Here is a 19,947-nt window from a genome sequence, read left to right as displayed (position 1 = left end):
TGCTCCAACCGACGCAAAGGCGCGTTTCCGCTCTCCCAGGCGCGTGCCGTGCCTTTCGTCGGTCGGCTTGCACGTTGGGGGAAACCAACAATGAATTACACGTTAGAAACCGCGATCGTGGCCCTTGGGGCCTTTCTCGCGTTGCTCGGGGCAGCCTTTGCCCATGACAATCTTTTCGCCGCCCATATGTGGGTGCTGTTCTTTACGCTTCTGGTCAGCACGGTGCTTCTGTTGCGCCGTGTCTCCTTCGCGCCTGTCGATTCAGCCGCGCGTGCCCGCCTAAAGTCGGAATATTTCGATGAGGTGGTGAAATACGGCGTCATCGCCACCGTGTTCTGGGGTGTCGTCGGCTTTCTGGTCGGCGTCGTGGTGGCGCTTCAGCTCGCCTTTCCCGATCTCAATATCGCGCCCTATTTCAATTTCGGCCGGATGCGGCCGCTGCACACATCGGCGGTGATCTTCGCTTTCGGGGGAAATGCGCTGATCGCCACCTCCTTTTACGTGGTGCAGAGAACCTGTCGGGCGCGCCTGTTCGGCGGCAATCTCGGCTGGTTCGTGTTCTGGGGCTACAACCTCTTCATCGTCATGGCCGCCACCGGCTATCTGCTCGGTATTACGCAGGGCCGCGAATATGCGGAGCCGGAATGGTATGTCGATATCTGGCTGACCATCGTCTGGGTTGCCTATCTCGTCGCCTTCCTTGGCACGATCTTCATGCGCAAGGAGCCGCATATCTATGTGGCGAACTGGTTCTACCTGGGATTCATCGTCACGATTGCCATGCTGCATATCGTCAATAATCTCGCCATTCCGGTCTCGTTCCTCGGCGTCAAGAGCTACTCGGCCTTTTCGGGCGTGCAGGATGCGCTGACGCAATGGTGGTACGGCCATAACGCGGTCGGCTTCTTCCTGACGGCCGGATTCCTCGGCATGATGTATTATTTCATCCCGAAGCAGGTGAACCGCCCGGTCTATTCCTACCGCCTGTCGATCATCCACTTCTGGGCGCTGATCTTCATGTATATCTGGGCCGGCCCGCACCACCTGCACTATACAGCGCTGCCGGACTGGGCGCAGACGCTCGGCATGGTGTTCTCGGTGATGCTGTGGATGCCCTCGTGGGGCGGCATGATCAACGGTCTGATGACGCTTTCGGGCGCATGGGACAAGATCCGTACCGATCCCGTCGTGCGCATGATGGTGATGGCGGTTGCCTTCTACGGCATGGCGACCTTCGAAGGCCCGATGATGTCGATCAAGGCCGTCAATTCGCTCAGCCACTATACCGACTGGACCATCGGCCATGTTCATTCCGGCGCACTCGGCTGGAACGGCATGATCACCTTCGGCGCGATCTATTACCTGACGCCGAGACTGTGGGGCAGGGAGCGTCTCTATAGCCTGCAACTGGTCAACTGGCACTTCTGGCTCGCCACGCTCGGCATCGTCGTTTACGCCGCGGTTATGTGGGTGGCCGGCATCCAGCAGGCGCTGATGTGGCGCGAATATGATAGCCAGGGCTTCCTCGTCTATTCCTTCGCGGAATCGGTCGCGGCGCTGTTTCCCTATTACGTGATGCGTGCATTGGGCGGCCTGATGTTCCTCAGCGGCGCGCTGATCATGGCCTACAACGTCACGATGACCATCCTCGGTCATCAACGCGAGGAGGGCGCCAGCAAGGACGCGGCTCCTTCGCTGCAGCCTGCTGAATAAGGAGAGGCCGATGTCCATACTTGACAAACACGGCGTCATCGAACGCAACGCGACGCTGCTTCTGGTCGGCTCCCTGCTGGTCGTTTCCATCGGCGGCATCGTTGAAATCGCACCGCTCTTTTATCTCGAAAACACCATCGAGAAGGTGGAGGGCATGCGGCCCTACACGCCGCTGGAACTGGCCGGGCGCAACATCTACATCCGAGAGGGATGTTACGTCTGCCACAGCCAGATGATCCGGCCGTTCCGCGACGAGGTGGAACGTTACGGGCATTACAGTCTGGCGGCGGAATCCATGTACGACCACCCGTTCCAGTGGGGTTCCAAGCGCACGGGGCCTGACCTTGCGCGCGTCGGCGATCGTTATTCGAACGAGTGGCACGTGCAGCATCTAGCCGATCCGCGTTCTGTGGTGCCGGAATCGGTCATGCCCTCCTATGCGTTCCTGAAGACCACGCCGCTGAAGATCACCGATGTTTCCATGGAGCTGAAGGCCAACCGCGCTGTCGGTGTGCCTTATAGCGACGAGATGATCGAGAAATCCGCTGCCGATCTTGCCGCCCAGGCCGACCCGAATGCGGATTCGTCGGAACTTCTGGCGCGTTACCCCAAGGCGAAGGTGGGCGATTTCGACGGCGATCCGGCTAAGCTCACCGAAATGGATGCGCTGGTCGCCTATCTGCAGATGCTCGGCACGCTGGTCGATTTCTCGACCTATGACGATGCCGCCGGATACCGGTGAGGAGGTGTGAGCCATGGAAACCTACACGGCCATGCGCCACTTCGCCGATAGCTGGGGTCTGCTTGCCATGACCCTGTTCTTTGCCGGCGTCGTCGTTTTCACCCTTCGCCCCGGCTCGAAGAAGGCCGCGGACGATGCCGCCAGCATTCCGCTCAAGGAGGACTAGGATATGTCCGAAAAACACATTGATGACATCAGCGGCGTCGAAACCACCGGCCACGAATGGGACGGTATCCGCGAGCTGAACAATCCAATGCCGCGCTGGTGGGTCTGGACCTTCTATTTCACGATCCTCTGGGCCATCGGCTATACCATCGCCTATCCGGCATGGCCGCTGATCAATGGGGCGACGCAAGGGTTGCTCGGCTGGAACAGCCGCGGCGATATTGCCGCCGAAATTGCCGATGCAAAACAGTCGCAGAGCGTCTTTGTCGACAAGATCGCCAATTCGTCGCTTGCCGAAATTCAGGCCGACCCGACGCTAATGCAATTTGCCCTTTCCGGCGGCGCTGCCGCTTTCAAGGTCAATTGCATTCAGTGTCACGGTTCGGGCGCGGAAGGCGGGCAGGGCTATCCCAACCTCAACGATGACGACTGGATGTGGGGCGGCAGCGTCGACGACATCTATACGACGGTGAAGCATGGCATTCGTTTTGCCGACGATGCGGATACGCGTGCTTCGGAAATGCCCGCTTTCGGTGAAATTCTGAAATCGGACGAAATCCGCGAGGTCGCGGCCTATGTCGTCAGCCTCACCGGCACCCCATCCAACCCGGCTCTGGTGGAGCCAGGCAAGCAGCTCTTTGCCGACAATTGCTCCTCCTGCCACGGGGAAGACGCCAAGGGCAATCGCGAATTCGGCGCGCCCAATCTGGCCGACGCGATTTGGCTGAAGGCGCATGGGGAGGAAGGCATCGCCGCGCAGATCCGTTCGCCCAAGCACGGGGTCATGCCCGCCTGGGGTGAGCGTCTCGGCGATACGACGGTCAAGCAGCTGGCGATCTTCGTTCATTCGCTTGGCGGGGGTGAGTGATTGCTTGAGGTAGAAAAGCAAAGGGCCGCGTGATGCGGCCCTAAGGCCACGCGGAGATGTTTTGGGCAGAGTACCTCATCCGCACTCCGTCACCCCGGACTTGATCCGGGGTCCAGCGCGATCAAGTCATTGATCGCAAAAGACTCTTCTCACGGCGCAGACGCGCCGTGGCTGGATGCCGGATCAAGTCCGGCATGACGGAGAGGTTTCAATGTGGGCCGCGATGCGGCCTTTTTCTTATCGGTCCGACCAGACGGCCAGTTCGTATCCGTCCGGATCGGTGAAGTGAAAACGCCGGCCGCCCGGAAACTCGAAGATTGCGACGCTGATCTGCCCGCCGGCGGCTTCGACGTGTCGTTGCACATCCTCGATATCGGCGGCGTAGAGAATGACGAGCGGTCCGCCCTTGGCCGAGACCGGCGCCGTGGTGGTGAAACCGCCGGTCAGCCGGCCATCGGAAAACTCGCAATATTGCGGACCGTAATCCTTGAAGGACCAGCCGAAGGCGCCGCCGTAAAATTCCTTGCTGCGCTCGATATCGGTGACGTTGAATTCGACATAGTCGATCCGCCGGTCGTTCGTATTCGTGGTCATGCTTCCTCCATCAATCCTTTTCGAGCAGCGCCTTCAGCGTTTCGAGATCGGCCGTGATCGCTTTTGCATCCTGCTCGAAATCCTCGTCCGTCATGTCCTGAAGGCGAAGCAGGGTGAAACTCACCTCCGTGCCGCTGCCGTTCGGCGTTACCCGTAGCGCGTTATAAACCTTCACGCCATCCGGCAATGTCACGACATGGTCGATGACGCCGAACTCGTTTGCGGGCGCGAAATTGACGCGCACTTCGCCAAGCGGCCCGCCCGCGGCGATCCAGTCCTCGCCGTCCGGTGTGAGGCCGCCCGCAAGGCCCGCGGCCCAGCGGGGCATGTTCTGCGGGTTGGAGGCGAAGTCATAGACGTGGCTCCAGGGTTTTTCGACCGACAGATGAATGATTCTCGACTGCATGACAGGCATTTCATCCTCCCTTTGGCGGCGCGTTCCCATACTGCGCCACTTTGTCGTCACTTGATGTAAGTCAAGGATGTTTCACCGGGGAGATGGGAGAAAGCAAGGAGATAAAAACGGACTCCTATCATGAACATCTATCGCGCCGGACAGGATCGCCCGCAACAGCCCGTCGAGAGGCTGGAGGCGGAAGCCGTCAATTCCGCAAAAACGCGCAAACCGCTCTACGAGGCACGCAGGAAGATTTTTCCCAAGCGCGCCGAGGGCAGGTTTCGGCGCTTCAAATGGCTGGTGATGCTGGTCACGCTCGGCATTTATTATCTAACGCCGTTCCTGCGCTGGGATCGCGGTCCCTATGCGCCGGATCAGGCGGTGCTGATCGATATCGCCAACCGGCGCTTTTATTGCTTCTTCATCGAAATCTGGCCGCAGGAATTCTTCTTCGTCGCCGGATTGCTTGTCATGGCCGGGCTGGGGCTCTTTCTCGTCACGTCCGCTGTAGGGCGCGCATGGTGCGGTTACACCTGTCCGCAGACCGTCTGGGTCGACCTGTTTCTGGTGGTCGAACGGGCGATAGAGGGTGACAGGAACGCGCGCATGAAACTGGATGCCGCGCCCTTCACATTCGGCAAATTGCGCAAGCGTGTGCTGAAACATGCGATCTGGCTGGTGATCGGCGTTCTGACCGGCGGCGCCTGGATTTTCTATTTCGCCGATGCGCCAACGCTGGCGATGCAGTTCATGACCGGGCAGGCGCCGATGATCGCCTATTCCACCGTCGCCATCCTCACCGCCACCACCTATGTCTTCGGCGGGCTGATGCGGGAACAGGTCTGCACCTATATGTGTCCCTGGCCGCGCATTCAGGCGGCGATGCTGGATGAGAACTCGCTTGTCGTCACCTATAATGACTGGCGCGGCGAGCCGCGCTCACGGCATGCCAAGAAGGCCGCGGCGGCAGGGGAGAGCATCGGGGACTGCGTCGATTGCAATGCCTGCGTCGCGGTCTGTCCCATGGGCATCGACATCAGGGACGGTCAGCAGCTGGAATGCATCACCTGCGCGCTCTGCATCGATGCCTGCGACGGGGTGATGGACAAGATCGGCAAGCCACGCGGGCTGATCGCCTATGCGACGCTTTCCGAATACCAGTCCAACATGGCGCTCGCGACCGGCAATGGTGAGCACGCCGTCCGCCCCGCCAATGTGCGCAAGGAGGACGGCAGCTTCAGGAAGAGTGTCCGCCACTTCAACTGGCGCATCGTCTTCCGGCCGCGCACGCTGCTTTACACGGCCATCTGGTCGGCGGTCGGCATCGGCATGCTGTTTGCGCTGGTGACGCGCGAGCGGCTGGCGCTGAATGTCCTGCATGACCGCAATCCGCAATATGTGCTGGAATCGAACGGCTCCATTCGCAACGGCTATACGGTGCGCATTCTGAACATGGTGCCGCAGCCACGCACGATGACCCTGACCATTGAGGGCATTCCGAATGCGGTGATGAAGATCAACGGCATGCCGGATACGGCCGCGCGCACCTTCGAAGTGACGGTGGAGCCGGACGAGGCGACGACGCTGAAGGTCTTCGTCACTCTGCCGGGCAAAGATGTTGCGCGGGCGGCGGAAAATTTCGAATTCATCGTCAGCGATACGGGCGGCCATGAGACGGCCCGCTACGATGCTGTATTCAACGCTCCGGGAGTGAAAAAATGACCGTGAACAATCGCCAGACGTCCGGTTTCACGTTCACTGGCTGGCATATGCTGGGTGTCATGCTGCTGTTTTTCGGCACCGTCATCACCGTCAACATGGTGATGGCCTGGAACGCGGTCAACAGCTGGAGCGGGCTTGTCGTGCCCAATACCTATGTTGCCAGCCAGCAGTTCAACGCCAAGGCGGAAGCCGCCAAGGCAAGGGCCGCGACCGGTATAAAGGGCAAGCTTATCGTGGATGAAAAGACGGTGCGTTACGAGGTGTTTCATCCCGACACCGGCCCGGTCGACACCGATAAGGTGACGGCGCATTTTCGCCGGCCTGTCGGGGAACGCCAGAATTTCGACATGGAACTGACCCCGGTTTCCACCGGCCTCTTCACCGGCCCGCATGACATGCTGCCGGGCCAATGGATCGTCGAGGTCACCGCCGTCAAGGACGGCCGGATTATCGTGCATGAGGGCACGCGGATTGCCGTCATCAGGGGGCGCAAATGAGCTGCTGCGCACCGGGAACGGAAGGTTCGTTACAGCTCGGCGAGCCGGTCAATCCGCCCTCGTCGGAGGAATTGCTGCTGGCCAGCCGCGATCTGGGGCAGGGGCTGCGCCAGACCGATCTCAGCGTGCCGGATGTGTATTGCGGCGCCTGCATCACCACCATCGAGACCGCGCTTGGCCGTCTGCGCCAAGTGGAGCGGGCGCGTGTGAACCTGTCGTCCAAACGCGTGGCGGTCGTCTGGAAAGAAGAAGTCGACGGAGTCAGGACTGACCCTTCCGAGATTGCCCGCGCCATTCTTGCGACGGGATATCGCACGCATCTTTTCGCCAGCGGGCAGGATGCCTCGGACGCCTTGCGTTCGCAGCTGATAAGGGGGGTGGCGCTGTGCGGCTTTGCGTCCGCCAATATCATGCTCCTGTCCGTCTCCGTCTGGTCAGGGGCGGATGCGGCGACGCGCGACATGTTCCACTGGATTTCGGCGATGATCGCCGCGCCGGCGCTGATCTATGGTGGGCGTTTCTTTTACCAGTCGGCCTGGAACGCGCTGAAACATGGCCGTACCAATATGGATGTGCCGATCGCACTCGCCATCACGCTTTCCTATGCCGTTTCCCTGTGGGAGACGATCCATCACGGCGAACATGCCTGGTTCGATGCGACCGTATCGCTTCTGTTTTTCCTGCTGATCGGCCGGACGCTTGACCATATCATGCGCGACAAAGCGCGCTCGGCCATTGCCGGGCTTGCCCGGCTATCACCGCGCGGGGCAACGGTGATCGGTGAGGATGGAACGCGGGAGTATCGGCCCCTTGCCGATATCCAGCCGGGAATGTCGATCGCGATTGCGGCCGGGGACCGTGTGGCGGTGGATGCCGTGGTCGTCTCCGGCAGCAGCGATCTCGACATGTCCATCGTCAACGGTGAAAGCGCGCCACGCCGCGTTGCGGCAGGCGACAGCCTTCAGGCCGGCACGCTCAACCTTACCGGTTCGCTGATTGTGCGGGTGACGGCATCGGCGAAGGATTCCTTCCTCTCGGAAGTAATCGGGCTGATGGAGGCGGCCGAAGGCGGGCGGGCGCGTTACCGGCGCATCGCCGACCGCGCCGCAAGCTATTATTCTCCCGTGGTGCATCTTCTTGCGCTGGTGACGTTTCTCGGCTGGGGCATTTTCGGCGGTGACTGGAAACAGGCGATGCTGATCGCCATTGCGGTTCTCATCATCACCTGCCCCTGCGCGCTTGGCCTTGCCGTTCCCGTCGTGCAGGTGGTGGCCGCCGGAAGGCTGTTCCGGCACGGCATCATGGTCAAGGAAGGCTCGGCCATGGAGCGGCTGGCCGAAATCGATACCGTGCTGTTCGACAAAACCGGCACCCTGACTATCGGCAAACCGAGATTGGTTGAGACTGGCGATGTGAAGCCCGTCACCATGGCGATTGCAGCGGGGCTTGCCGCCCATTCGCGTCATCCCCTGTCGAAAGCCCTGCATGCTGCCTATAGCGGCGCGGTGCCGGCCTATGAGGCGGTGCGGGAAATTCCGGGCTCCGGCGTCGAGGCGGAAACGGAAGCCGGAACCTATCGGCTGGGCAATCGCCGTTTCGCGTGCGCAAGTGAAGCGAGCGTCGACAATGGCGATGCGCGCTCGGAAGTGGTGCTGTCCCTCGATGGCGGGCATCTGGCAAGCTTCGGCTTCGAGGATAATCCGCGCGCGGGTGCGGTTTCGGCATTGCGCAGCCTGTCGGTACGGGGGCTTATGCAGGAAATCGTTTCGGGTGACCGGGCAGCAGCCGTCAGCGCCATGGCGCAGCGGCTGGGGATTGGTAACTGGCGTGCGGACCTATCGCCGAAGGACAAGGCGGCGCGTTGCGCCGAGCTTGCGGGCGAGGGGCGGCGGGTACTGATGGTGGGAGACGGTATCAACGACGCGCCGGCGCTTGCTGCTGCGCATGTGTCCATGGCGCCCGCCACCGCCGCCGATATCGGCCGGCAGGCCGCCGATTTCGTGTTCATGCAGGAGGATCTCGATGCCGTGCCTTTCGCAATCGAGACATCGCAACGGGCAGGAAGGCTGATCCGGCAGAACTTCGCGCTTGCCATCGGCTACAACATCATCGCCGTGCCGATTGCCATTGCCGGTTATGCGACGCCGATGATCGCGGCCATCGCCATGTCGACGTCCTCGCTGATCGTCGTCGCCAATGCGTTGCGTCTTGCCGGTACGGCTGAAACCGTCCGTCCTCAGAATGAAGCGAAGACCGGATTTGCAGGCGAGGGGGCGCAACTGGCATGAACATGCTGATCTATCTCATTCCCGTCGCGCTGTTTTTAGGAGCGCTCGGCCTTTTCGCCTTCCTCTGGTCGGTGCGTTCGGGCCAATATGAGGATATGGACGGGGCCGCCTGGCGGGCGCTGGATGATGGTGACGACCGGCCCCGACGATCATAAGAGGCGAGTCGGGCTTGCCATTTTGAGCCGGCCTCGACCTGTCGCAAATATGCAAAGCTGATTTGCGTCATCAAAATTTAATCGTTTCAGTCGCGGCTAGCCTTGCCGTTTGTTCATTACAGTGCCACAACACGACCACCAAAAAGCAAGATGGAGGCACATCCGTGGAACAGGCAGAAATCGGTTTGATCGGTCTCGGCGTCATGGGCTCGAACCTGGCGTTGAACATCGCGGAAAAGGGCAACAAGATTGCCGTATTCAACCGAACCCCTGAAGCGACGAAAAAATTCTACGCCGAGGCCGGGGACTTGCAGGGACAATTGATCCCCTGCGAAACCATCGAGGAATTCGTCGCCGCCATTCGTCCTCCGCGCCCGATCATCATCATGATCAAGGCCGGCGATCCGGTTGACCAGCAGATGGAAATCCTGAAACCCCATCTCGCCAATGGCGACATCATGATCGACGCCGGCAATGCCAATTTCCGCGATACGATCCGCCGTTTCGACAATCTGAAGGATAGCGGCCTGACCTTTATCGGCATGGGCGTTTCCGGCGGTGAAGAAGGTGCGCGCCATGGACCGTCGATCATGGTCGGCGGCACCGAAGATAGCTGGAAGCGCGTCGAGAAGGTGCTGACTTCCATTTCCGCCAAGTACAACAACGATCCGTGCGTGGCATGGCTCGGCAATGACGGCGCCGGCCATTTCGTCAAGACCATCCATAACGGCATCGAATATGCCGACATGCAGATGATCGCCGAAATCTACGGCATCCTGCGTGACGGCCTTGGCATGAGCGCCGTCGAAATCGCCGATGTCTTCGCCGAATGGAACAAGGGCCGCCTGAATTCCTATCTGATCGAAATCACCGAGAAGGTTCTGCGCGCCGCCGATCCGATCACCGGCAAGCCGATGGTCGATCTTATCCTCGACAAGGCCGGCCAGAAGGGCACCGGCAAGTGGTCGGTCATCGAGGCGCAGAACATGGGCGTCGCCGCAACCGCCATCGAGGCGGCCGTGGCTGCCCGTATTCTCTCTTCGCAAAAGGACGAGCGTGAAGCTGCGGAGAAGATCTTCGGCCTGCCGACCGTTGCGCCTGCACCGGCTGACAAAAAGGCTTTTATCGCCGACCTGGAAAGCGCGCTTCTGGCCGCCAAGGTCGGCGCTTATGCGCAGGGCTTCGCCATCATGTCGGCCGCTTCCAAGGAGTTCAACTGGAACCTGCCGATGCCGACGATTGCCCGCATCTGGCGCGCCGGCTGCATCATCCGCTCGGAATTCCTCGATGAGATCACCTCGGCCTTCACCAAGGACCCGCATGTGGCCAACCTCATCGTGACGCCTGCCTTTGCCGGCATCGTCAAGGATACCGACGCACCGCTGCGCCGTGTCGTCTCCTACGCCGTTCTGTCGGGTCTGCCAGTTTCGGCACTTGCTTCGGCACTTGGTTATTTCGACGCCTATCGCCGTGGCCGCGGCAGCGCCAACCTCATTCAGGCGCAGCGCGACTTCTTCGGCGCCCATGGTTTCGAACGCACCGACGGTGTGGACAAGCCACACGGCCCGTGGGGCAGCGGCGCCGACATTTTTTGATCGGCTGAAACGACAAACGACAAAAGGCCCGCGCGAGCGGGCCTTTTTCATTTCATCGATGCCTGGATTAGTTAGCGGGCGGCGGCGAGGCCGACGATCAGGCCGCTGACGGCGTTGATGAGCAGGAACTGGTTGTCGACGCGTACCCAGCGCTGGTCGCGGCGCGGTTCTGCAAGGTGGTAACGGCGGTAGTCACGACGGTCTACCATGTTGCGGCGCTCACGGGCCGAAAGGCGCTGGCCGCGATCCCAGCGGTGCTTCTTCACGATGACCTTCTTGGTGGTGACCTGACGCTCGACGGTGACGCCGCGATGGCGATCGTCGTGGCGGCTTTGGGCCTGGGCCATCGGAGCGGCGAGAACGGTGGCGGCCAGAAGAATGGTGACGAACTTTTTCATGGAAGTTTCCTCTCGTGTTTCGATGAGGAGAACTTACGAATAAACGAATGAACGGAAACTGAATTTAAAATTACATTTATGTAATGGTTATTAACGCTTAGGGGCGGAAGTTAATCTTTTGTTTTGAGGTTTTTGGCCCGGCATTTTGCAATCTGCAGACCGCCCGGCAGAACCGGGCAGTCTGTCCTCAATCAGACGCGTTCGGCGGATTTTGCCCAGAGGTTGATATCCGCGTCCTTGGCGTAACGATCAATTTCGGCAAGCTCTTCTGCCGTGAAATCCGGCTTGTCGAGCGCCTTCACGCAATCCTCGACCTGTTCGACACGGCTTGCGCCAATCAGCGCCGAGGTGATGCGGCCGCCGCGCAGAACCCAGGCAATCGCCATCTGCGCCAGCGTCTGGCCGCGTCGCTCGGCAATGCTGTTCAGCGCACGGATGTTTTCGACATTGCGCTCGTTGAGGAAGGCCGGGTTGAGAGACTTGCTCTGCGATGCACGGCTGCCATCCGGCACGCCGCCGAGATATTTCGTCGTCAGCATGCCCTGCGCCAGCGGCGAGAAGACGATGGAGCCGATGCCCAGTTCTTCCAGCGTGTCGACGAGACCGTCTTCCTCGATCCAGCGGTTGATCATCGAATAGCTCGGCTGATGGATGATGCAGGGCGTGCCGAGGTCCTTCAGGATTGCGGCGGCCTCGCGGGTGCGCTTCGAATTGTAGGACGAGATGCCGACATAAAGCGCTTTGCCCGAGCGCACGATCTGGTCCAGCGCGCCGCAGGTCTCCTCAAGCGGCGTATTGGGGTCGAAACGGTGGGAATAGAAGATATCGACGTAGTCCAGCCCCATGCGCTTCAGGCTCTGGTCGCAGGAAGCGATCAGATATTTGCGGCTGCCCCATTCACCGTAAGGACCGGGCCACATGTTGTAACCGGCCTTGGAGGAGATGATCATCTCATCGCGATAGCCGGCAAAATCCGTCTTCAGAATTTCTCCGAAGGCGGTTTCGGCGCTGCCGGGCGGCGGGCCGTAATTGTTCGCGAGATCGAAATGGGTGATGCCGAGATCGAAAGCACGGCGGCAAATGGCCTGTTTGGTCTGGTGCGGCGTGTCGTTGCCGAAATTGTGCCAGAGCCCGAGCGAAATCGCCGGCAGCTTCAGGCCGGTTTTGCCGCAGTGATTATATTTCATGGATGCATATCGGTTTTCGGCCGGTTGCCAAACCATGGGTCTTCCTCCGCTTGCTGATGACTGGCTGCCGGAGAACCCCGCAGCCTTTTGAACTGATGAAGACAGGCGTGGGTTCACCTGTCATTCCCGAGAGGGATGGTTATGCCTTTCTCCGCATGCTTTCAATGCCGGGATCGGGCGAGGATTGGCAGGTATGAAGATCGAAGATGCGGAAATGCGGCTGGGGGCCGTCCGCTTTCGGGGTGAAGATGATACGGCGCGTTTCGCCGGCGGCAAGATCGAAGAGATTGTCGGAATAACGTCCGGGCTGATCTGCCTCCAGCATGACGAAGAGGGCGAGACCGGTGGCGGTGACATCGATTTCGAACTGGCCGTTTTTCAGTGTGCTGGTGGTGAATGTCAGGCCTGCTGGCTGAAGCTCCAGCGCCTTGTAAGTGTCGCGCACATGAAGGCCTTCGCCGGTCATGCCGTTCGAGGCGATGAAGCTCCAGGCAAGGACGGCGCCGTGAGGCAGGGTGTCCATGTCGATGTCGGTCAATATCGCGGCCCTGTCGGTCGCGCAGGTGCCGTTGGCAGATTTCAGCGGCACGCGGTTGCCGTCCATGGTCAGGGCGACGATGTTCATGTCGATTTCCACATCCTCCGCCGTGTCGTTGACCATGGAGAAGCTCACCCGGCCTCCATCTTCTGAAGGGATGGTCGAGACTGTAACCGGCTGGAAGAAACGGCGGGCGGCATAATGCAGCGCTTTCCAGCCGCCGCCATAATCAAGGCTCGACCATGAGGCGACCGGCCAGGTGTCGTTCAGCTGCCAATAAAGCGTGCCCATGCAATGGGGCTTGAGCGAGCGCCAGTAATCGACAGCCGTGCGGATCGCCAGCGCCTGCTGGACCTGACTGAGATAAACGAAATTCTCGAAATCCTTCGGGAAGCGGAAATAGCGGAACATGGTGCCCGCAATCCGCTCATTGCCGCCGACATTCTTCTGGTGCAGCTCGATGACCGGGGAGGCGATGTTCATGTCCCGGTCTTCCGCGTAGGTGCGGATGACGGGCATGGATGTATAGGACTGGAAACCGAATTCGGAGCAGAAGCGCGGTTTCACCGAACGATAATTGTCGAATGACTTGTTCTCGTGCCAGACGGACCAATAATGCATGTCGCCGGAACCATCGGCGTGCCAGGCATCGCCGTAATCGAGATAACCCGACGCTGGGCTCGATGGCCACCAGAGCGCTTCGGGAGCGGCTTTTTTCAGGGCCCGTTCGATGGTGCGGTTCAGGCGGTCATAGGCCACGAGATAACGGTCGCGATTGTTGCGGGATTCATCGAACCATGTCAGCGCACCCACCAATTCATTATCACCGCACCAGAGCGCGATGGAGGGATGGGAGGAGAGGCGTTTCACCTGATACTCGACCTCGTGTTCGACATTGTCGAGGAAATCCTCGCTGCAGGGGTAAAGGTTGCAGGCGAACATGAAATCCTGCCAGACCAGCAGGCCGAGACGGTCGCAGAGATCGTAGAACCAGTCTTCCTCATAGAACCCGCCGCCCCAGACGCGGATCATGTTCATATTGGCCTCGACCGCGGAGCAGAGAAGGTCTTCGGTCTTTTCCCGGCTGGTCAGCGAATAAAGCGCATCGGCGGGGATCCAGTTGGCGCCGCGGCAGAAGATTTCCCGGCCGTTGATGCGGAAGGCGAAGCGGCTGCCGGCCTCGTCCTTGTCCGTCAGAAGCTCGATGGTTCTGAAGCCGATCTGCCGGGTCACGGTCTCATCGGGCAATTCCACCGTCAGCTCGTAGAGCGTCTGTTCGCCACTGCCGGCTGGCCACCAGAGTTCCGGATTTTCTACGAAGAAGACGTGACGCACCACCGTTTCGCCGGCGCCCACGCCGCAATCGAGCCTGAGCCTTTCGTCATTCAGCGACAGATAGACCGGCAGGCTCGCCGGACCTTCGGCAAACAGCGTGACGGCGACATGCAGTTCCACGCCGCCTTCGACATGGTGCTGCGAGGTGACGACATGTTCGATGCGGGCTGTATCGAGGCGCTTCAGCAGGATTTTGCCGTAAAGGCCGAGCGGGGCAATCGCGATATTCCAGTCCCAGCCGAAATGGCATTGCGGCTTGCGCAGCATGTTGCCATTGGCAATCGGCGAATTGCCGGGGTGATAGGGAATATAGAAAGGCTGGCGTGCCTGCCGTTCCGCGCCAGCCGCGATGTTGGAATGGAAATGGATGCGGATGGTATTTTCACCCGGCCGCACAGCCCGCGAAACATCCGGGCGGTAACGGCGGAAACAATTGTCGGCGCTCAGCACCGGGATGTCGTTGACGAAGACGATGGCGACGGTGTCGAGGTAATCGATATCGAGATACCAGCTGGCATCCGCCTCATCGAGAATGAATGTGCGCTCGAGGATCCAGTCCTGCTGTGCGACCCATTGTACCGCCTTCTCATTGGCGCCGTGATAGGGATCTGGAATGATGCCCGCAATTTTGAGCGCGGTGTGAATATCGCCCGGTACGGAAAGCTGGGTGGCGTGGTCTCCTTCCACCGAGGTCAAGCGCCAGGACCCGGCCAGATCGATGACGGTTTCGGGCGAGGAAGAAGAAATCATAATCGGACCCTGCATAATATGAATTCGAAGAAGACTGGCCTGCATCATGGTGCAGGCTTGTGTCAGAATCTGGGGAGAATGGATGCTCGCAAAGCGGCTGCCTCACATTTATCCGGCTTTGCGATTTCCTCCCTTCGGCAACGTTACCGTAAAACAATCGTTCCGTCATTCCTTTGAGTGACAATCGGTACCACGAAAAATGCCAGGGAACGCCGAGTCTTGACGATGCTGTTGCATCGACAAAAAATTATAGATTTTTATCATTTTATATTAGCGTGTTATGTAAATTTTTTAATCTATATAATGAGGAAATTCATCCAATGATATCCGGACTTTTGGCCCCGTAAGAAAAGGATCGCAGACGGGAAATATTTTACGGACCTATATCGTTTTAGCTGAATTGGCCGATAGCCGGACAGGACCGGCCTTTGTCCGCAGACCTTTGCCTTTGCAACGGAGCAAAAGCTATCTATGATTATCGTTCGGTAAAGCGTGGCGAAATGACATGAACGATACTGGCAAATCCGGCAGGGACGACATACCCGCGACCACGGGCGAGCGTCCGACCTTGAAGACAATCGCCTATATGACGGGTCTCGGCATCACCACCGTCTCGCGCGCACTGAAGGATGCGCCCGATATCGGCGCTGAAACCAAGGAACGCGTGCGGCTGATCGCCCGGCAGATCGGTTACCAGCCAAACCGCGCCGGGGTGCGCCTTCGCACCGGCAAGACCAATGTGATTGCCCTTGTGCTGAGCGTCGATGAAGAACTGATGGGTTTCACCAGCCAGATGGTCTTCGGCATCACCGAGGTTCTTTCCACAACACAATATCATCTGGTCGTGACGCCCCACATCCATGCCAAGGATTCCATGGTGCCGATCCGCTATATTCTCGATACCGGTTCGGCGGATGGGGTCATTATTTCGAAGATCGAGCCCAACGATCCGCGCGTTCGTTTCATGACCGAGCGCAACATGCCCTTCGTCACTCATGGGCGGTCCGATATGGGCATCGACCATGCCTTTCATGATTTCGACAACGAGGCCTATGCCTATGAGGCGGTCGAGCGGCTGGCGCAATGCGGACGCAAAAGGATAGCCGTCGTCGTGCCGCCATCGCGGTTTTCATTCCACGATCACGCCCGCAAGGGGTTCATGAGGGCAATCAGGGATTTCGGCCTTAGTGAATTTCCGCTGGATGCCATCACCATCGAAACGCCGCTCGAAAAAATCCGCGATTTCGGCCAGCGGCTGATGCAATCCGATGACCGTCCCGACGGCATTGTTTCGATCAGCGGCAGCAGCACCATTGCGCTGGTGGCCGGTTTTGAGGCAGCCGGTGTGAAAATCGGCGAAGATATCGATATCGTCTCGAAACAGTCCGCCGAGTTCCTGAACTGGATCAAACCGCAGATCCACACCGTCAATGAGGATATCAAGCTGGCGGGCAGGGAGCTTGCAAAGGCCCTTCTGGCGCGCATCAACGGCGCGTCGCCGGAAACCTTGCAGAGCATCAGCAGCCCGGTCTGGTCTTCAATGGCGCCGAAGCCGTAACGAGCTGCATTGCGATTGATGGCGCGACGTCTCTTACCCAGCGATTGTCGCGCCTCGTTTCTTATGCATTACTTTATATTTCAAGCGCAAGTAACTGGTTTGAAATGTTTATTCTTCCGATCATTCACGCTTCGGCCGTATTCCGGCTCAAGGCCGGAATGACGGAGCCGGGGCGTTAGGGGCGGCAATGCGCATCAGGACAGGCAATCCTTCAGCGAGCCTGCAATGCCGCGCATCAGCTTGAAATAGAGGTCCGGGCCGGGTTCCAGTGTCGCTGCCTCCGGATCGAGCGTCGCCGATTTCGCGGCGGTGCCTTCGGTGATGACCGAAATCAGCTTCGGCTCGAATTGCGGTTCAGCGAAAACGCAGGTTGCGCCAAGCTGGCGAACCTTTTCCTGCATCTGTTTGACGCGGTCCGCACCCGGCAGGGTTTCGGGGCTGACTGTGATCGATCCCGCCGTCTTCACGCCGTAACGATGCTCGAAATATTGATAGGCATCGTGGAAGACGATGAAGGGCTTGTCCTTCACCGGCTTGACCGTTTCCCTGAGTTCGGCATCGAGCGCATCGAGGTCGTCGATCAGTTTTTTGGTATTGGCCTGATAGGTCGCGGCATTGCCGGCGTCGGCCGCGATCAGCGCGGTTTCTATCGTCTGCGCCATGGCCTTGGCATTGACAGGATCGAGCCAGAGATGGGTATCGTATGCACCGTGGTCATGGTCCTCGTGACCCTCCGCATGGTCGTGTCCATGATCGTGTGCGCCTTCCTCTTCAGCGTGGCCGTCATGCGCCTCGTGGCCTTCATCGCCATGGTCGTGTGCTTCAAAGGGGCCGCCTTCGCGGAAGGGCAGCTTTTCCAGACCCTTTGCGTCTTCCAGTTCCACCACGGTTGCCTTGCTGGCAAGCGCTTCGAGCGGCTTTTCCAGGAATGCTTCCAGTCCCGGCCCAACCCAGAAGACCACATCGGCCTTTTCCAGCTTGCGGGCATTGGACGGTCTGAGATTGTAGGTGTGCGGCGAAGCCGCGCCGTCAACGATGAGCTGCGGTTCGCCGACGCCCCGCATGATGGCGGCGACGAGGGAATGTACGGGCTTGATCGAGACCACGACATCGGGCGCGGCGGTGGCGCCGGAAGCGGCGGCCGCTATTGCCACCGATGCCATGAGCGGGATCAGGAACGATTTCATGAAATGCACTCCACTTGAAGAAGTATAGTTATGTTATTACATTTATTGCGTAACTCTATAACGTATGCAATAGCGGTAAGCAACATCGCCGAACGGACAATCCCATGCTTCATTCCGCCCATCGGGGCAAAAAGATACTGGTTTCCCTCGCCAATGCCGGCGTGCAGCGCAACGGCCGCTGGCTGGTGCGCGGCGTTGAGTTTTCCGTCAGCAAAGGCGAGATCGTCACGCTGATCGGGCCGAACGGTTCCGGCAAATCCACCAGCGCGAAAATGGCAATCGGCGTGGTGAAGCCGACCGAGGGCGAGGTTTCGCGCATTGCCGGTCTGAAGGTCGGTTATGTGCCGCAGAAGCTTGCCGTGGACTGGACCATGCCGCTTTCGGTGCGGCGGCTGATGACACTGACCGGCCCGCTGCCAGCCCGCGAAATCGATGCGGCGCTGAATGCGACGGGCATTGCGCATCTCGCCAATGCGGAAGTGCAGCACCTTTCCGGTGGTGAGTTCCAGCGCGCACTTCTGGCCCGCGCCATCGCCCGCAAGCCCGATCTGCTGGTTCTTGACGAGCCCGTGCAAGGGGTCGATTTTTCCGGCGAGATTGCGCTCTATGATTTGATAAAAAATATCAGAAATTCAAATAATTGCGGAATTTTGTTAATCTCGCATGACCTGCATGTGGTAATGGCTGAAACCGACACCGTGATATGCCTGAACGGCCATGTCTGCTGCCGGGGCACGCCGCAGGCGGTTAGCCAGAGCCCGGAATATATGCGGCTGTTTGGCGGCGCCGCGGCCAAGGCGCTTGCCGTCTATAGCCACCATCACGATCATACCCATCTGCCTGATGGCCGGGTGCGGCATGAGGATGGTTCGGTGACCGATCATTGCCACCCCGAGGATGGGCACCATCATATGCATGACCACGGCCATCATCACGACAGCCATGACGAATGCGGCTGCGGCTATGAGCATGAGGGCCATACGCCATCCAGCCGCGGACAGGGAGAGCGCCATGTTTGACGATTTCTTCGTTCGCGCCATGGTCGCCGGTATAGGCGTTGCGCTCACTGCCGGTCCTCTCGGCTGTTTCGTCGTCTGGCGTCGCATGGCCTATTTCGGCGATACGATGGCCCATTCGGCGCTGCTCGGCGTCGCGCTGTCGCTGCTGTTGCAGCTCAACCTCATCGTCAGCGTCTTTCTGGTGGCATCAGCGGTTTCGATCCTGCTGCTCTTTCTCCAACGGCGGCAGGCGCTATCCGCCGATGCGCTGCTTGGTATCTTGTCCCATTCGGCGCTGGCGATCGGTCTCGTCATCGTCGCTTTCATGAGCTGGGTGCGCATCGATCTCGTCTCGTTCCTGTTCGGCGATATTCTCGCCGTTACCCGCAGCGATATCGCCCTGATCTGGGGCGGCGGGCTGGTGGTCATCGTCTCCATGGTGTTCCTGTGGCGGTCGCTGCTTGCCTCCACCGTCAATACGGAGCTGGCCGAGGCCGAGGGGCTGAACCCGGAGCGTGCAAAACTGATCTTCACGCTGTTGATGGCGCTGGTGATCGCCATTGCCATGAAGGTGGTCGGCATCATGCTCATCACATCGCTGCTCATCATACCGGCGGCGACTGCCAGACGTTTTTCCGCGACGCCGGAGGTGATGGCGGTGGTGGCTTCGCTGATCGGCGCGGTCGCCGTTGTCGGCGGCCTGTTCGGCTCGCTCAGTTACGATACACCGTCCGGCCCATCCATCGTGGTTGCCGCGGTGATCCTCTTCGTTATAAGCCTGTTGCCGGCGCCGGGTTTTTCCCGCGCTGCGGATGAAGGAGGCAAGTCATGAATGCGCAGACCCAGCAGAACCTCACCAAGAACCAGTCGCTGGTCATGAATGCCCTCTCAAACGCGCATCAGCCGCTCAGCGCCTATATGATCCTCGACAAGCTGCGGGATGAGGGTTTTCGTGCGCCGCTGCAGGTTTACCGTGCGCTGGAAAAGCTGGTGGAGTTTGGTCTCGTGCACCGGCTTGAGAGCCTTAACGCCTTCGTTGCCTGCACCCATACGCAGGCGGAGTGCTGCTCGCACCACCATGGCACGGTGGCTTTCGCCATCTGCGAATCCTGCGGGCAGGTGACGGAATTCCACGATCATGAAATCGACCACCGCCTGGAGCGCTGGGTGAAGGACAGCAAGTTCAAGGCGGAAAAGACCACCATTGAAATTCGCGGCCTCTGCGCCGCCTGCTCGGCTTAGTCTCACAGCAGGGCGGGC

The 19,947-nt window shown here is 59.6% G+C and carries 19 protein-coding genes; 13 read left to right on the top strand and 6 right to left on the bottom strand.

What is annotated here, in order from left to right; all coding sequences use genetic code 11:
* Positions 1-90: 90 nt before the first annotated feature.
* Genes ccoN through ccoP form a run of 4 tightly spaced genes read left to right on the top strand, consistent with a single transcriptional unit; the run spans position 91 to position 3,488 of the window.
* Positions 91-1,713 (top strand): cytochrome-c oxidase, cbb3-type subunit I, encoded by a 1,623-nt coding sequence (ccoN, locus tag AGR7B_RS07375; protein ID WP_080856371.1) that lies wholly within the window; start codon positions 91-93, stop codon positions 1,711-1,713.
* Between the two features lie 10 nt (positions 1,714-1,723).
* The gene (gene ccoO / locus AGR7B_RS07370) at positions 1,724-2,455 is read left to right on the top strand and encodes a cytochrome-c oxidase, cbb3-type subunit II (protein ID WP_065655033.1); all 732 of its coding nucleotides are present in this window, start codon (positions 1,724-1,726) and stop codon (positions 2,453-2,455) included.
* Between the two features lie 13 nt (positions 2,456-2,468).
* The gene (locus AGR7B_RS07365) at positions 2,469-2,621 is read left to right on the top strand and encodes a CcoQ/FixQ family Cbb3-type cytochrome c oxidase assembly chaperone (protein ID WP_003502810.1); all 153 of its coding nucleotides are present in this window, start codon (positions 2,469-2,471) and stop codon (positions 2,619-2,621) included.
* 3 nt (positions 2,622-2,624) lie between these two features.
* Complete coding sequence (gene ccoP, locus AGR7B_RS07360; protein ID WP_080856370.1) at positions 2,625-3,488, top strand: cytochrome-c oxidase, cbb3-type subunit III; 864 nt, start codon at positions 2,625-2,627, stop codon at positions 3,486-3,488.
* Positions 3,489-3,725: 237 nt separating this feature from the next.
* Here the strand turns inward: ccoP and AGR7B_RS07355 are convergent, their stop codons facing one another.
* Together AGR7B_RS07355 and AGR7B_RS07350 are read right to left on the bottom strand one after the other, a co-directional pair.
* Positions 3,726-4,082 carry a VOC family protein gene (locus AGR7B_RS07355; protein WP_080856369.1) on the bottom strand — a complete coding sequence of 119 codons (357 nt, stop codon included), beginning with the start codon at positions 4,080-4,082 and terminating at the stop codon, positions 3,726-3,728.
* Positions 4,083-4,092: 10 nt separating this feature from the next.
* On the bottom strand, positions 4,093-4,497 hold the full coding sequence (locus AGR7B_RS07350) for an SRPBCC family protein (RefSeq protein WP_080856368.1): 405 nt from the start codon (positions 4,495-4,497) through the stop codon (positions 4,093-4,095).
* Between the two features lie 120 nt (positions 4,498-4,617).
* On the opposite strand from AGR7B_RS07350, the gene ccoG reads away from it, so the two are divergent.
* The 5 genes from ccoG to gndA all read left to right on the top strand — a co-directional run bounded on the left by ccoG (position 4,618) and on the right by gndA (position 10,736).
* On the top strand, positions 4,618-6,201 hold the full coding sequence (gene ccoG, locus AGR7B_RS07345; protein WP_080856367.1) for a cytochrome c oxidase accessory protein CcoG: 1,584 nt from the start codon (positions 4,618-4,620) through the stop codon (positions 6,199-6,201).
* Positions 6,198-6,698, top strand: a complete 501-nt coding sequence (locus AGR7B_RS07340; RefSeq protein ID WP_080856366.1) for a FixH family protein — start codon at positions 6,198-6,200, stop codon at positions 6,696-6,698. Before ccoG ends, AGR7B_RS07340 begins: the two co-directional genes overlap by 4 nt.
* The gene (locus tag AGR7B_RS07335) at positions 6,695-8,986 is read left to right on the top strand and encodes a cation-translocating P-type ATPase (RefSeq protein WP_080856365.1); all 2,292 of its coding nucleotides are present in this window, start codon (positions 6,695-6,697) and stop codon (positions 8,984-8,986) included. Before AGR7B_RS07340 ends, AGR7B_RS07335 begins: the two co-directional genes overlap by 4 nt.
* A complete protein-coding gene (ccoS, locus tag AGR7B_RS07330) occupies positions 8,983-9,141 on the top strand; it encodes a cbb3-type cytochrome oxidase assembly protein CcoS (protein WP_003502794.1) in 159 nt (52 codons plus the stop codon). The genes AGR7B_RS07335 and ccoS overlap by 4 nt, the downstream gene beginning before the upstream one ends.
* Before the next feature lie 164 nt (positions 9,142-9,305).
* A complete protein-coding gene (gndA, locus tag AGR7B_RS07325) occupies positions 9,306-10,736 on the top strand; it encodes an NADP-dependent phosphogluconate dehydrogenase (protein ID WP_003525022.1) in 1,431 nt (476 codons plus the stop codon).
* A 71-nt stretch (positions 10,737-10,807) separates the two neighbouring features.
* Here gndA and AGR7B_RS07320 read toward each other — a convergent pair whose 3' ends face one another.
* From AGR7B_RS07320 to AGR7B_RS07310, 3 genes are all read right to left on the bottom strand, one after another.
* On the bottom strand, positions 10,808-11,134 hold the full coding sequence (locus AGR7B_RS07320; RefSeq protein ID WP_003525025.1) for an RcnB family protein: 327 nt from the start codon (positions 11,132-11,134) through the stop codon (positions 10,808-10,810).
* Positions 11,135-11,325: 191 nt separating this feature from the next.
* Entirely contained in the window at positions 11,326-12,357 is a 1,032-nt protein-coding gene (gene mgrA / locus AGR7B_RS07315; protein ID WP_080856364.1) for an L-glyceraldehyde 3-phosphate reductase, read from the bottom strand.
* 103 nt (positions 12,358-12,460) lie between these two features.
* Positions 12,461-14,959 (bottom strand): beta-mannosidase, encoded by a 2,499-nt coding sequence (locus tag AGR7B_RS07310; protein ID WP_162934076.1) that lies wholly within the window; start codon positions 14,957-14,959, stop codon positions 12,461-12,463.
* Between the two features lie 490 nt (positions 14,960-15,449).
* Here AGR7B_RS07310 and AGR7B_RS07305 point away from each other — a divergent pair, with 490 nt between their 5' ends.
* Positions 15,450-16,502, top strand: a complete 1,053-nt coding sequence (locus AGR7B_RS07305; RefSeq protein WP_162934075.1) for a LacI family transcriptional regulator — start codon at positions 15,450-15,452, stop codon at positions 16,500-16,502.
* 194 nt (positions 16,503-16,696) lie between these two features.
* Here the strand turns inward: AGR7B_RS07305 and znuA are convergent, their stop codons facing one another.
* Positions 16,697-17,689 carry a zinc ABC transporter substrate-binding protein ZnuA gene (gene znuA, locus AGR7B_RS07300; RefSeq protein WP_080857015.1) on the bottom strand — a complete coding sequence of 331 codons (993 nt, stop codon included), beginning with the start codon at positions 17,687-17,689 and terminating at the stop codon, positions 16,697-16,699.
* Between the two features lie 104 nt (positions 17,690-17,793).
* On the opposite strand from znuA, the gene znuC reads away from it, so the two are divergent.
* The 3 genes from znuC to zur are packed head-to-tail and all read left to right on the top strand — an operon-like array spanning position 17,794 to position 19,929.
* Complete coding sequence (znuC, locus tag AGR7B_RS07295; RefSeq protein ID WP_080856362.1) at positions 17,794-18,708, top strand: zinc ABC transporter ATP-binding protein ZnuC; 915 nt, start codon at positions 17,794-17,796, stop codon at positions 18,706-18,708.
* Positions 18,701-19,519 carry a zinc ABC transporter permease subunit ZnuB gene (gene znuB, locus AGR7B_RS07290; RefSeq protein WP_020809931.1) on the top strand — a complete coding sequence of 273 codons (819 nt, stop codon included), beginning with the start codon at positions 18,701-18,703 and terminating at the stop codon, positions 19,517-19,519. Before znuC ends, znuB begins: the two co-directional genes overlap by 8 nt.
* Positions 19,516-19,929: a zinc uptake transcriptional repressor Zur gene (gene zur, locus AGR7B_RS07285; protein WP_020809932.1), complete on the top strand. Its 414-nt coding sequence runs from the start codon at positions 19,516-19,518 to the stop codon at positions 19,927-19,929. Before znuB ends, zur begins: the two co-directional genes overlap by 4 nt.
* Positions 19,930-19,947 lie beyond the last annotated feature (18 nt).

Origin of the sequence: Agrobacterium deltaense RV3 (assembly GCF_900013505.1) — a bacterium.
In the GTDB taxonomy this organism is placed as follows: Bacteria; Pseudomonadota; Alphaproteobacteria; order Rhizobiales; family Rhizobiaceae; genus Agrobacterium; species Agrobacterium leguminum.
This window is presented reverse-complemented; position numbering and strand designations above follow the sequence as displayed.